Raw genomic sequence first — 12,577 nt, 5'->3', positions numbered from 1 at the left:
GCCGTGAGCCCCGATGGCCGGCTGCTGGCGTTCAGCGAGAGTCCGAAGCACAGGCCCGCCCTGGCCTCGCGGATGGGCATCGTCCCCCTGGACAGGTCGGACAACGTGGAGGTGAGCTGGCGGTCGCTGACCGCGGCGTTCGATCAGGGCACCCAGGTTCCCGTCTTCAGTTCCGACGGCAGGTACGTCGCCTTCAGCGGAATGATCTGGGAGACGGCCAATCCCGTCCCGCAGCCGGTCATGAAATACGCCGGTATCGCCTGCTCCGTCAATACGCTCGAAGGCCTGCCCACCTCCCTGCTGCGCTTCGGCCCCGGCGACCGCACTCTGCGCTGCGGCGGCGGCGACGCCGGCACGATGGTCCTGTCCCTCGACACGATCCGCGCCCCCGCCCTGCACGATGGGTGGACGAACGCACAATTCAGTCAGGACGGTTCGACCCTCCTGGCCGAGGACACTTACAGCCCTGGCGGATGGGAGGTCTGGGACGCCGTCCGCCACCTGCGCCGGACGACCCTGCCGCCGGACAAGAACGAGCTGGGCGCAAAGCAACGGCTCTCCCGCGACGGGCGGCTGCTGGCATGGACACACGACAACGGCGACATCGACCTCTGGGACGTCGCCTCGACGCCGGCCGTGAAGAAGGCAACCCTGCGCACCCGCCACCACGACCTCGTCGACCTCGCGTTCTCACCCGATGGGCGGACCGTGGCCGTGCTCGCCAACGAGCAGAGCCACTCGCTCCTCGAACTATGGGACGTCCGCGCCACAGCCGTGCAGCGCACCTTCACCACCCGGGAGCCGTCCGATCATGACGCAAGGGTCGTCTTCAGTCCCGACGGGCGTTCCGTGCTCGCCGCCGGCACCGACCACGGGCTGCTGGAGGTCGCGTCCGGCAAGCGGCTGATCGCCGCCGACTCCGGCATCACCACGGTCAACGCGGTGAGCAAGGACGGACTCGCCGCGGTGCCCTACACCGAGAATGTCTCCTTCTGGGACATCAGAACGCTCAAGCGGGTCTACGACGCCCGCCTCGGCTTCAACGTGAACCGCGGCGCCACCGCCTTCTCACCGGACGGCCGGCTCGGCGCGGTCGCCGACGACGACACCGCCGACATCCAGCTGTGGGACGTCGCCGCACGGCAGCCCTTGGAGCAGCCGCTGACCGGCTTCTACACCCCCGCGGGCAACATCAGCGGCGACATCGCCGCACTGTCCTTCACCCCGGACGGCTCGGCCGTGCAGGCGGTCGACTACTGGGGCCACCTGCGCACCCACCTCATCGCCCCCAAGAAGATCAAGACAGCCTTCTGCACCCAGTTCGGCCCCCTGCCCAAGGCCACCTGGAAGACATACCTCCCAGAAGTCCCCTACCGAAAAACCTGCTAGGAAGTCGCCTCGCCTGGTTCCGGTCGTCGCGCCGGCCGTCCAAGGAGTGGACCGAGGCTCACCAGGCGAGGGAGGACCCGGCCGGAGACCACGTCCTCCAAGCCGACCTCGACGCCCGCAGGGTTCGCGGCGACCGGATACCTGACCCTGACAAGGAGCCAATCCATGGGGGCCCTGTCATGGCGTGCGAAGTTGCCCTCCCGGGCGTCCGAAGCGGTGGACGCCGGATGGGCGGGTGGGGACAATCCGGTCATGAGCGATCGTGAAGCAGAGGGTCAAGTCGCAGACGATGCGAGCGCGGAGTCGCAGGACGCCCCCGAGGGCATCCGGCAGGGCGGGAACGTGTTCATCGGTTCCGCGCAGAGCGTGGTTCAGCTGGACACCTTCAGCGGGGAGCTGACGATCGGCGAAGTGCCGGCGGAGAAGCCTGGGGTGTTCGCTCGTGTCTGGCGCAGGGTGTTCACGCGATCGGGGCGCTGAGGCCTGGGCGGGCCGTATGTGGCGGGGGCGGGAGAGGGGGGTTACCCGGCGGGCATAGTGTCGGTGGCGGGGGTCACGATGGGTGGGTGGAGGACGACCGAGGAGTTCGCGAGGGGCTTCCCCGCCGCGCCGCTTCCGGCGACGCGGACCGCGCGTCCGATCTCGATCGGGTCGACCGCCTGCTGCTGCTGGTGACCGAGCTGCGGCGGGCCTCGCCCGGGGAGCTGGAGGCGGGAGAGCTGGCCGGGCGGGTGGGCGTGAGCGCCCGGACCGTCCGGCGTGACATGGAGCTGCTGGCGCACGGCGGGCTGCCGGTGCGGCACGAGCGCGGCCGCGGGTACGCGGTGGAGCCGGAGCCGGAGGGTGAGCCGCTGGATGAGGCGGCGTCGCTGGTGGGGCCGGTGCGCGACACGCTCGCCGAGGCGGTCCGCACGCGGCGGGTGGTGCGGCTGGTGTACACCGACCGGGACGGTGAGCGGACGGTCCGGGACGTGGAGGCGCACGGCCTGGTGACCGCGCCGTATGCCGAGTACCTGGTCGGCTGGTGCCGGATGCGGGAGGGGCCGCGGCTGTTCCGGCTGGAGCGGATCGGCGCGGCGTACCTGTCGGGGCGCGGTGCCGGGGTGCGGGATCTGGACGCGTTGCTGGCGGCGCTGCGGGTGCCGGTTCCGCGTCCGCCGGCCGAGCCCGCGCCGCGCGGTCCGGTCGCGCGGGACGCGGCGGGCGCGGCGCGGGCGCGCGCGTGGACGCTGGACCGTATCGAGTTCACGCGGACGCGCCTGCGCGAGGCCGTCGCGGCGGCGCGTTCGCCTGCCGGCCGTTCGCGCGCGTCCGATGGTGGTGTGGTGGCGTTGCGGGGGGTGCTGGGGCATCTGGCGGAGTGGACGCGGTGGCAGTCGGCGGCGGTGCGGTCGGCGGTGACGGGTGAGCCGCCGGTGGAGGCGGGGCGTCCGCCGGAGTATCCGGAGGGGTTCGCGCGGGTCGCGTCGTTCGACGCGTGGGAGTCGATGGTGCAGGACGCGATGGCGGTGCGGTCGCTGGGCGAGCTGGCGCGGGACCTGTCGCAGGTGCTGGAGGACCTGGCGCGGTGGGTCGCCGACAGCGACGACGCGGTGTGGCGGCGGCCGGTGCCCGAGCCGCGCCGGTTCGGGGCGGCGGGTCCGGCGCGTCCGCCGGCGGATCTGCTGGCGGGGTGGCGGGGGCCGCTCGCGCACATCGAGTGGCATCTGGACCGGTTGACCGAGGAGCCTCCCCCGCCGCCGGGCGGGGTGTCGGGTGAGGAGGAGCTGTGGGTGGTGGACCGCTGCCCGCTACAGCCCTGACCCGGCGGGGCCGCGCGGTGGCCCCTTCTGCGCGGCGGTGTCAGGTCCGGGGGTTGAGGGTGCGGGTGAACCAGACGGTCTTGCCCGGGGGGTGGGGGCAGGTGCCGTAGGCGGTGGCGAGGGCGGTGACCAGCAGGAGTCCGCGGCCGTCCTCGGACCAGTCCAGGACGGGCGGGGCGGACGGCGTCGGGGACTGGACGGCGGGCAGCACGGGGTCGTCGTCGGTGATCTCGCCGTGCAGGACGGGGGCGGTGGGCGCGCCGCGGAGGGTGAGGTGGAGCCGGACGGCGCCGGAGCCGTGGACGACGGCGTTGGTGATGAGCTCGTCCACGATGAGGATGATGTCGTCGAGGGCGGCGGGGTCGGCGGCGATGCGTCCGTTGCGGGCCCAGGCGCGCAGGGTGCCGGTGGTGAAGGCGCGGGCGTGGGCGGCGGCGCGGGGGTCGGCGGGCAGCGTCCATGCGGCGTCGATCCGCGACCATGCCGGGTCGGCGTCCGCGGCGACGGAACCGCCGAACCCGCTTCCGTCGAGAGAGCCGGGGCCGTCCGGCACGGGCGGCGTGAGGAGCGGGTTGTCGGGGCGGGCTGGTCGGCCGGGGGCGTCGTCCGGGTCGCCGCCGGGGGTGGCGGCGCCGGGTGGTGCCGGGCGGGGGCCCGGCCGGGGCGGGTCCCCGGCGGACTCGGGGTCCGCGGTGCGTTCGTCGTCGATTCCGAGCCCTTTGGTGCCCACTCCCCGACTCCTTTGCGCTGGTGACGCTGTCGCCGTTGTCGTTCGACCTGTTCCCCCGGGCGGGCCCGGTGATGGCGGCCGGTGGCCGGTTTGTGGCCGTGGCGAGAGGTCGCCGTGGCCCCGGCGCGGTCGCCGGCACGCGGTCCCCGGGGGCGCCGGCGGTTTCGCCGGCGGTGCTGCCGCCGTCCGTGCGGGGTGGGCGTCCGGCGCGTGCCGCGGGGTGCTTCAGTGTTGTTGACGCCGGGCGGGGCGGGCGGGTGCACGGGTGCACGGAACCGTCACCGGGTGGTGAGGTGATCGGGGACACGCGGGCCGGTGTGCGGGGGCAGTGCCCGGCAGCGGTTAGAGTGGTTGCCGTCGGTGTGGATTGTGTCCCCCGGGCTCTAAATGATGCCTTCGCGGAATACCGTCCGGCTGGAGCCGCGTTGTGCCTTTCGCCGTGAGGCGACCACCACACCGACTTAGACGTCATGAACGCCGAGGGCCTCGGCAGGAACCAGCTTCCTGCCGGGGCCCTCGGCGTTCGCGGGGTCAGGAGAAGGCGGTGAGGATCGCCGAGACGAACGCGGTGACGACGCCCACGGCGGCGATCACCACGGCGGCGATGAGGCGGACGCGGCGGCGGGGTGCGCCGCCGAGGGCGGTGAGGCGTCGGGCGAGCCGCGGGTCGTCCTCGATCAGCCGGTTCTCGATCTCGGCGAGGATCCGCTGCTCCTCCGTCGACAGCGCCATGCTCTGTACCTCCGGGGGGCCTGGTCAGGGTGCTGTGTTTGTCCCCCGTCGGGCGTGGTTTTACCCCCGGTTCACGGTCACCGTTGCGGCGCGGGCGGGCGGGCTCTCGCGGTGCAGGCGGTCCAGGGCGGTGACGGTGTAGGTGTAGGCGCGTCCGGGGCGGGCGGTGGTGTCGGTGAGGGTGAGGCGGGCGCCGGCGGGGGTGCCGGGGTCGCGGGCGGTGCCGATCAGCGCGGCGGGGTCGACGGCGGCGCAGCCGGCGCCGTGCCCGTCGCGGCGGTACACCGCGTAGGCGGTCGCCTGCCCGGGGCCGCCGCCGGAGCCGTCGCCGGTCGCGGTGGGCGGCGTCCAGGAGATCTGCACGCCCTGCTTGGCGGGGGCGGCGCGGACGTCGCGGACGGGCGCGGGCGGCTCCGACTTCTGCGCGAGAGCCGACCCCGCGGCGGGCGCCGGGGGGATCGCGGGGCGCGAGTAGTGGTCGCTGCGGACGCGGGAGGCGAACCCGCGGCGGTCGGCGGCGATGTCGGTGGCGGAGAAGAAGATGTCGCCGCGGACGGCGGGGTAGCGGGCGTTGAGGGCGAGGTGGCGGGACAGCTCGTCGGGGCGGCGCCAGGCGGCGTCCTCCCCGACGCGGTATCCGGCCTGGCCGATGCTGAGCTGGACGCCGGTCCCGGCGACCTGGCGGCTCCACCAGTCGACCAGGGTGCGGTAGTCGGCGGCGCGGTCGCCGAGGGGCCAGTACAGCTGCGGGGTGATGTAGTCGATCCAGCGTTTGCGGATCCAGCCGCGGGTGTCGGCGTAGATGTCGTCGTAGGACTGCAGGGCGCTGGTGGCCGATCCGGCGGGGTCGGTGGTCTTGTTGCGCCACACCCCGAACGGGCTGATCCCGAACCGGACCCAGGGTTTGGCCTGGTGGATCCGCGCGGACAGGGTCTGGACGAGGGTGTCGACGTTGCGGCGGCGCCAGTCGGCCTTGTTCATGCCGTGCCCGTAGGCGCGGTAGGTCGCGGCGTCGGGGAAGTCGCCGGACTCGGGGTAGGGGTAGAAGTAGTCGTCGAAGTGGACGGCGTCGATGTCGTACTTGTGGACGACGTCCATGACGGCGTTGGTGGCCAGGTCGCGGACCTGCGGCAGGCCCGGGTCGTACCAGAGCTGGTCGCCGTAGGTGCGGACCCAGTCGGGGTGCTGGCGGGCGGGGCTGGTGGCGGCGAGTTTGGACCGGTCGGTGTCCTGCGCGACGCGGTAGGGGTTGAACCAGGCGTGGAACTCCAGGTTCCGCGCATGGGCCTCCTTCACCATGAACGCCAGCACGTCGTAGCCGGGGTCCTTGCCGGGCGTGCCGGTCAGCACTGACGACCACGGCTCGTAGGGGGAGCGGTAGAACGCGTCGGCGTCGGGGCGGATCTGCACGACGACGGCGTTGAGGTTCATCGCGCGGGCGGTGTCGAGCAGGCGGGTGAAGTTCGCGCGCTGCTCGGCGGCGGGACGGGCCGGGTCGGTAGGCCAGTCGGTGCCGCCGACGGTCGCGATCCACATGCCGCGCAGCTGCCGGGAGCGGGAGTCGCCGGGCGCGGCGATGGCGGCGCATTCGGCGGGGACATCCTCGGCGTCGGCGGCGTTCTTGCGGGTGCCGCCGAACGCCGACATGCATCCGGTCGCGGTGGTCAGCGCGAGGACCGCGCCGGTGACGGCCGCCGCCGTCCGCCGCGCGGGCCCTGCTGTGCGCCGCGCGCGCCCGGGCCTGGGTGCGGGGTGCGGGGCGGGGGCGGGAGGGGCCGGACGGTCTGCCTGGGTGTTCCGCGATCGCGATGCCATAGCCGAGCCATTGTTACGCACCCGTTGCCGTGGTAACGCCGAAACAGCCGCGCTCGCGTGTTGCGTCCACTCCCCCGCGACGCCTCCCCCGCCACGTCCTCACCCCTCCCACCTGCGCTTTCCCGGCCCTCGGTCCGGTGGCGGCAAGGCGTCCGCGTCCGGCTCCTGCGGCTGCTTCCCGTCCGCCGGGCGACGGGCGGGGAAGGACCAAGGGGTCAGGCGTTCTCGGCGGTGAGCTCGACGGGTTCGGCGATGACGTCGACCATCGCGCCGTTGCGCAGGACGGTGATCGGCAGGGGCCGTCCGATCGCGTCGGCGAACATCAGCCGCTGCAGGGACTGGGCGTGCGACACCGGGGTGCCGGCGGCGGCGAGGACCAGGTCGCCGCGGCGCAGCCCGGCGCGGTCGGCGGGGCTCGCCGGGACGACCTCGGCGACGCGCAGCGCGTCCTGCTGCCCGGTGCGCTCGCGCAGCTGCGCGGGGACCGGGACGGGCGCGGCGACGACGCCGAGGTAGGCGCGGCGGACGCGGCCGTCGGCCATCAGCGCCGCGATGATCCGGCGGGTGGTGGCGTTGACCGGGACGGCGAGGCCCACGCCGACGCCGGCGACGGCGGTGTTGACGCCGACGACGCGGCCGCGCCAGTCGGCGAGAGCGCCGCCGGAGTTTCCGGGGTTGAGGGCGGCGTCGGTCTGGATGACGTCCTCGACGATCCGGACGGCGCTGCCGCTGCGGGTCGGCAGGGACCGGCCGAGCGCGGACACGACCCCGGCGGTGACCGATCCGGCGAGGCCGAGGGGGTTGCCGACGGCGACGACGAGCTGCCCGACGACCAGGGCGTCGCTGTCGCCGAGCGGTGCGGGGGCGGGGGCGGGCCCGTCGGCGCGGACCACGGCCAGGTCCGACAGGGGGTCGGTGCCGACGGTGGTGAACGCGGTGGTGGTGCCGTCGGCGAAGGCGGCCTGCCCGCCGGTGGCGGTCCCGACGACGTGGGCGTTGGTCAGCAGGAACCCGTCGCCGGTGAACACCACGGCCGATCCGGCGCCCTCGCGTCCGCGGTGCCGCACGCGCAGCCCGGCGACGCTGGGCGTCAGGCTCCGGGCGACGTCGGACACGACCCGCGAGTAGTCGTCCAGCGGGCTCTCACCGCCGTCGCGGCCGTCGGGCTTGGGGTCGGGGTCTGGTTGGGGGAACATCGCACCTCCCGATGATTACATAGTTACACGTAAACATCGGGAGGTGAACGGCTCTTCCCGTGCGGGTTCCGCCGCAGGTCGCTCGCGGGCCGGGCGGACGGTTCAGCGGAGGGTGGACAGGCCGCCGTCCACGTGCAGGACCTGCCCGGTGATGTAGGACGCGCGGTCCGACAGCAGGAACCCCGCGGCGGCGGCGACCTCGTGGGCGGTGCCCTGGCGGCCGAGGGGGACGAGCCGGGCGGTGCGGTCGCGGTCGGCGTTGCCGGCGGAGGCGGCGCGTCCCATCACGGTGTCGATGAGGCCGGGCGCGAGCAGGTTCGCGCGGACGCCGCGGGGTGCGGCCTCGGCGGCCAGGTGCCGGAGCAGCCCGGTGAGCCCGGCCTTGGACGCGTCGTAGGACGGGGACCGCGAGCCGGGCTTGGTGCCGGCGAGGGACCCGATCAGCACGATCGCCGCGCCGGGTTCCAGCAGCGGCAGCGCGGCCCGCGCGGACAGGAACGGCGCGCGCAGGTTCACGGCCAGGACGCGGTCCCAGTCGGCGGGGTCGGTTCCGGCCAGGCCGTAGCCGATGCCGATCCCGGCGTTGTGGACCAGGCCGTCCAGGCCGCCGAGGGCCGCGGCGGCCTGCTCGACGGTGCGGGCGGCCGCGCCGGGGTCGGCGGCGTCGGCGGCGGGCAGCGCGTGCGCGGTGCCGCCCTCGTCGGTGATCATGCCGGCGGTGCGGCGGGCGGCTGCGGCGTCCAGGTCGGAGCAGGCGACGGCGGCGCCCTCGCGGGCGGCGGCGAGCGCGATCGCGCGGCCGTTGCCGGGCGGGGCGTCGGGGTCGTCGCTGGGGCTGGTCCCGGCTCCGACGACCAGGACGCGGCGTCCGGCGAGCAGCGGACCGGGGGTGAAGGGCGACGCGGGGTCGTGGGGGGTGGGCGGCATGGCCCGCACCCTAACCATCCCGCGCCCCGGCGCGACAGGCCCGTCGCGCAAGGCGATCCGGCGATTCCATGCCCTCTCGTTGGGAGTCGATCCACACCTTCGCTCCTTGCGGCGCGGGAATGCGGATCGTCCCGCGGGCCGCGGCCGCCGGACGCGGGGTTTTCGGTTCGAGGACGGGGCGGACGGGCGGTTAGGGTCGTGCGCATGGTGAACGGGGTCGAGGCGGACGTGGTGGAGCGCGCGGCGGGCGTCGGGGGCGAGCTGGTGCTGCGCCGCGCCGGGGAGCACCACGAGATCATCAGCAACGGCGTGTTCCTGATGGACACCCGCAACGGGGAGTCCGAGCGGCTGCTGGTGACCGCCGCCGTGGCGGCCGTGGACGGCGGCGAGGACCGCGGTGAGGACGGCGGCGGGGACGGTCGGGGCGGGGGTGTGAGTGTGCTGGTCGGCGGGCTGGGCGTGGGGTTCAGCCTGGCCGAGGCGGTGCGGCTGCCGCGCGTCGGGGCGGTGACGGTGGTGGAGCGGGAACCGGCGGTCGTCGCCTGGCACGACGGCCCGGACGCGCCGCTGCGGCCGTTCTCGCAGGGCGCGGTGGACGATCCGCGCGTCCGCATCGTCACGGCCGACCTGGTCGACCACCTCGCCTCCGACGCGTCCCGCTACGACGTGCTGTGCCTGGACGTCGACAACGGCCCCGACTGGACGGTCACGCCCGGCAACGCCCGCCTCTACGGCCCGGACGGCCTGGACCTGCTGGCCGCGCGCCTGTCGGACCGGGGCGTGCTGGCGGTGTGGAGCGCGGGCGCGGCCCCGGCGTTCGAGGACCTGCTGCGGAGCCGGTTCGAGCGCGTGGAGGTCCTGCCGGTCCCGGTGCCGCGCGGCGAACCCGACGTCGTCTACCTCGCCCACCGCGCCTGACGCCCTTCCGGAATGTTCGCCCGCTTCCTGCACGGCGCCCGCCGCGCGCTCGCGGGGTCCCGGCCTGCGCCGCCCCGACTCCTTCTGGTCCCGCCTTGGGCGGCTGGGGTTCTGCGTCCGGTTCTCGTCCCTGTTGCGGGAGGGACGGGTTAGGGGGTGTCGGCGCGGGTGTGGTGGCCGGTCGGGGGATGGCGACAAAGCCGGGTGGGTGGATCTTGTAGGGCGGGTGATCCCGCCGCTCCGGGACGTTCGCTAGTTTCGTCCCAACACGCACGTTTTGTGGAGGTTGCTGTGTCCACCGCTCACGCCGCCCCGGCGCCCCGGCGTCCCGCCGCCGTCCTGTCCGACCTGCTGCCGGGCGCGCTCGCCCGCGACGCCGCGCTGGTGGCGGGGTCGGCCGCGCTGGTCGGGGCCGCCGCGCAGATCTCGATCCCGCTGCCGGGCACGCCGGTGCCGGTGTCGGGGCAGACCTTCGCCGTCCTGCTGGCGGGGGCGGCGCTCGGCCGCACCCGCGCGGCGCTCGGCATGCTGCTGTACCTGGCGGCCGGTGTCGCCGGGGTGCCCTGGTTCGCCGAGGGGTCGTCCGGCGCGTCGATGCCGTCGCTGGGGTACGTGCTGGGGTTCGTGCTGGCCGCGGCGGTCGTCGGGCGGCTGGCCGAGCGGGGCGGTGACCGCACGCCGCTGCGGACGGTCGCGACGATGACGTTCGGCACCGTCCTGATCTACCTGGTCGGCGTCCCGTACCTGATGGCGTCGCTGCACGTGGGCCTGGACAAGGCGCTGCACCTGGGCGTCACGCCGTTCCTGGCCGGGGACGCGCTGAAGGTGCTGCTGGCAGCGGGGCTGCTGCCGGTCGCGTGGCGTTTCGCGGGCCGCCGCACCTGATCGCCCGCCTGGTCGGCTGCTCGAAGGCCCGCTCCCCCGCCGGTTCCGCGGCGGGAAGGGCGGGCTTTCAGCTTTTCCGCCGCCGCCGTTCGGCGGGCTCTGCGTCAGCGTTCTGTCAGTGTTCGGGGGGCTTGCAGGCGGGCGGGCGGTGTGGCGCAGGCCTCAGCGCGCGCTTGCACCCCGCCGGTTTGAACGGGTTCAAAACTCCCGTAGAGTGGCGCTTGTGAAGCTCGCCGTGCACGCACCCGGCCGCCTCGTCGTCCGCACCGCTCCGGTCGCCGACCCCGGCGACCTGCTGGCACGGCTCCCGCACCCCACCGCGCTGGCCTGGGTCCGGCACGGCGACGGCCTGGTCGGCTGGGGCGAGACCGCGCGGCTGGAGCTGCCCGGCGGGCACGACCGGTTCGCGGCCGCCGACGCGTGGCTGCAGGAGGTGTTCGGCGGCGCCGAGGTGGACGACCCGCTGCGGCTGCCCGGCACCGGCCCCGTCGCGTTCGGCAGCTTCGGCTTCGACCCCAAGTCGGCGGACTCGGTGCTGATCGTCCCCCGGTACGTGCTCGGGCGCCGCGACGGCCGCGCCTGGCTCACCACGATAGGCGACCCGTCCGAGCCCCTCCCCGACGATCTTCACGGGACGCTCCCGCCGCCGACCGCGTCCGCGCCCCCGGGGCGGCTGACCTGGAGCGACGGCGCGCGCAGCGCCCCGGCGTGGGAGCAGGCCGTCGCGACCGCCACGGGCCGGATCCGCGCGGGGCACCTGCGCAAGGCGGTGCTGGCGCGGGACCTGATCGCGCACGCGTCCCGCCCGATCGACGCGCGGGTGCTGCTGGAGCGCCTGTCGGCCCGCTACCCGACCTGCTACACCTTCGCCGTCGCGGGCCTGGTCGGCGCGACACCCGAGCTGCTGATCCGGCGCAGCGGCGACACCGTCGACTCGCTGGTGCTGGCCGGGACGACCGCGCGCGGCACCGGCCCCGCCGACGACGACGCCCGCGCCCGCGAGCTGTTCCGCTCCGGCAAGGACCGCGAGGAGCACTCCTACGCGGTCGACATGGTCCGCGACGCGCTCGCGCCGCTGTGCACCGACCTGGACGTCCCGGACGAGCCGGAGCTGCTGCGCCTGCCGAACGTGACGCACCTGGCGTCGCCGGTGCACGGCCGCCTCGCCGCGCACCGCACCGTCCTGGACGTGCTGGCGGCGCTGCACCCGACCCCCGCGGTGGCGGGCACCCCCACCGACCGGGCGCTGGAGCTGATCCGGGAGCTGGAGGGCATGGACCGCGGCCGGTACGCGGGCCCGGTCGGCTGGGTCGACGCGCGCGGCGACGGCGAGTGGGGCATCGCGCTGCGCTGCGCGGAGCTGGACGGGACCCGCGCGCGGCTGTTCGCCGGCTGCGGCATCGTCGCCGACTCCGACCCGGCCGCCGAGCTGGCCGAGGCGCAGAACAAGTTCCGCGCCATGCAGGAGGCCCTCGAAGGCTGACCCCTCCCGTCCGCGCCTGGCCGCTCCGGTTCGCCGCTAGAGCAGGGCGGGGGCGAGGGTGCGCCACTGCGGGAGCGGGAGCGCGGACGGGTCGTCGGTAAGGACCTGGACGCAGACGTGGTCGGCGCCCGCCTGCAGGTGCTGGTGGACGCGTTCGCGGATGTCCTCGACGTCGCCGTGGGCGACGATCGCGTCGACGACCCGGTCGGTGGGGCCGCCTGCGGGGCCGGCGGTCATGTCGTGGTCGTCGAAGCCGAGGCGGCGGAGGCTGGCCCGCTGGTGCTCGGCCATCTCCACGTAGCCGCGGACGTGCGCCCGGGCGGCGTCCCGGGCGCGGGTGCGGTCGCTGTCGAGGACGACGGCCTGCTCGACGCCCAGGAACGCCTCCGGGCCCATGATCTGCCGGGCGCGCTCGGTGTGCTCGACGGGCACGAAGTAGGGGTGCGCGCCCCAGGTCCGCCGCCCGGCCAGCTCCAGCATCTTCGGCCCGAGCGCCGCCAGCACCCGCCGCGCGGGCTCCGGCGCGACGGGGGCGTGCGCGGGGACGGCGTCCATCGCGTCGAGGTAGGCGCGCATGGTCGGGACGGCCCGTCCGACCGCGGGCATGGCGTACCCGTCGAGGGAGCCGGCGTCGCCGATGCGGTGCCCGCCGAGGCCGAGCAGGTAGCGGCCGGGGAACGCCTCGCCGAGCGTACGCTCG

The 12,577-nt window shown here is 75.1% G+C and carries 12 protein-coding genes; 6 read left to right on the top strand and 6 right to left on the bottom strand.

The features are described 5' to 3' along the window. The first annotated feature begins 3 nt into the window (after window positions 1-3). From FHU30_RS41690 to FHU30_RS41680, 3 genes are all read left to right on the top strand, one after another. Entirely contained in the window at window positions 4-1,389 is a 1,386-nt protein-coding gene (locus FHU30_RS41690; protein ID WP_253883260.1) for a WD40 repeat domain-containing protein, read from the top strand. Window positions 1,390-1,641: 252 nt separating this feature from the next. After that, window positions 1,642-1,869 (top strand): hypothetical protein, encoded by a 228-nt coding sequence (locus FHU30_RS41685; protein WP_253883259.1) that lies wholly within the window; start codon window positions 1,642-1,644, stop codon window positions 1,867-1,869. Window positions 1,870-1,955: 86 nt separating this feature from the next. Continuing rightward, a complete protein-coding gene (locus tag FHU30_RS41680; RefSeq protein WP_253883258.1) occupies window positions 1,956-3,191 on the top strand; it encodes a helix-turn-helix transcriptional regulator in 1,236 nt (411 codons plus the stop codon). A gap of 40 nt (window positions 3,192-3,231) precedes the next feature. On the opposite strand, the gene FHU30_RS47490 is transcribed toward FHU30_RS41680, so the two are convergent. The 5 genes from FHU30_RS47490 to FHU30_RS41655 form a co-directional block, all read right to left on the bottom strand. Then, a complete protein-coding gene (locus tag FHU30_RS47490; protein WP_253883257.1) occupies window positions 3,232-3,921 on the bottom strand; it encodes an ATP-binding protein in 690 nt (229 codons plus the stop codon). A gap of 531 nt (window positions 3,922-4,452) precedes the next feature. After that, window positions 4,453-4,653, bottom strand: coding sequence for a DUF3040 domain-containing protein (locus FHU30_RS41670; protein ID WP_253883256.1), 201 nt, complete (start codon window positions 4,651-4,653; stop codon window positions 4,453-4,455). Window positions 4,654-4,713: 60 nt separating this feature from the next. Beyond that, on the bottom strand, window positions 4,714-6,468 hold the full coding sequence (locus tag FHU30_RS41665; protein ID WP_253883255.1) for a glycoside hydrolase family 10-like protein: 1,755 nt from the start codon (window positions 6,466-6,468) through the stop codon (window positions 4,714-4,716). 215 nt (window positions 6,469-6,683) lie between these two features. Continuing rightward, on the bottom strand, window positions 6,684-7,664 hold the full coding sequence (locus tag FHU30_RS41660; protein ID WP_253883254.1) for a S1C family serine protease: 981 nt from the start codon (window positions 7,662-7,664) through the stop codon (window positions 6,684-6,686). Between the two features lie 102 nt (window positions 7,665-7,766). Then, window positions 7,767-8,591, bottom strand: coding sequence for an SDR family NAD(P)-dependent oxidoreductase (locus FHU30_RS41655; protein WP_253883253.1), 825 nt, complete (start codon window positions 8,589-8,591; stop codon window positions 7,767-7,769). A 204-nt stretch (window positions 8,592-8,795) separates the two neighbouring features. Between FHU30_RS41655 and FHU30_RS41650 the strand changes: the two genes are divergently transcribed. The 3 genes from FHU30_RS41650 (at window position 8,796) to FHU30_RS41640 (ending at window position 11,877) form a co-directional block, all read left to right on the top strand. Continuing rightward, on the top strand, window positions 8,796-9,509 hold the full coding sequence (locus FHU30_RS41650) for a polyamine aminopropyltransferase (protein ID WP_253883252.1): 714 nt from the start codon (window positions 8,796-8,798) through the stop codon (window positions 9,507-9,509). 291 nt (window positions 9,510-9,800) lie between these two features. Further along, window positions 9,801-10,394 carry a biotin transporter BioY gene (locus FHU30_RS41645; RefSeq protein WP_253883251.1) on the top strand — a complete coding sequence of 198 codons (594 nt, stop codon included), beginning with the start codon at window positions 9,801-9,803 and terminating at the stop codon, window positions 10,392-10,394. A gap of 223 nt (window positions 10,395-10,617) precedes the next feature. Continuing rightward, window positions 10,618-11,877, top strand: coding sequence for an isochorismate synthase (locus FHU30_RS41640; protein WP_253883250.1), 1,260 nt, complete (start codon window positions 10,618-10,620; stop codon window positions 11,875-11,877). Between the two features lie 36 nt (window positions 11,878-11,913). Here FHU30_RS41640 and FHU30_RS41635 read toward each other — a convergent pair. After that, window positions 11,914-12,577, bottom strand: a 664-nt coding sequence (locus FHU30_RS41635) for an LLM class oxidoreductase (protein ID WP_253883249.1), incomplete at its 5' end; no start/stop codon positions are given.

The sequence above is a fragment of the Actinomadura rupiterrae genome (assembly GCF_024172125.1).
Lineage (GTDB): Bacteria > Actinomycetota > Actinomycetes > Streptosporangiales > Streptosporangiaceae > Spirillospora > Spirillospora rupiterrae.
The sequence above is the reverse complement of the archived record's forward strand: the minus strand, read 5'-3'. Positions and strand labels throughout refer to the sequence as shown.

Excerpts from the sequence above, each read along its gene's own strand:
- FHU30_RS41655 (WP_253883253.1), bottom strand. The coding sequence starts at position 8,591 with ATGCCGCCCACCCCCCACGACCCCGCGTCGCCCTTCACCCCCGGTCCG.
- FHU30_RS41670 (WP_253883256.1), bottom strand. The coding sequence starts at position 4,653 with ATGGCGCTGTCGACGGAGGAGCAGCGGATCCTCGCCGAGATCGAGAAC.
- FHU30_RS41650 (WP_253883252.1), top strand. The coding sequence starts at position 8,796 with ATGGTGAACGGGGTCGAGGCGGACGTGGTGGAGCGCGCGGCGGGCGTC.
- FHU30_RS41685 (WP_253883259.1), top strand. The coding sequence starts at position 1,642 with ATGAGCGATCGTGAAGCAGAGGGTCAAGTCGCAGACGATGCGAGCGCG.
- FHU30_RS41660 (WP_253883254.1), bottom strand. The coding sequence starts at position 7,664 with ATGTTCCCCCAACCAGACCCCGACCCCAAGCCCGACGGCCGCGACGGC.
- FHU30_RS41665 (WP_253883255.1), bottom strand. The coding sequence starts at position 6,468 with ATGGCATCGCGATCGCGGAACACCCAGGCAGACCGTCCGGCCCCTCCC.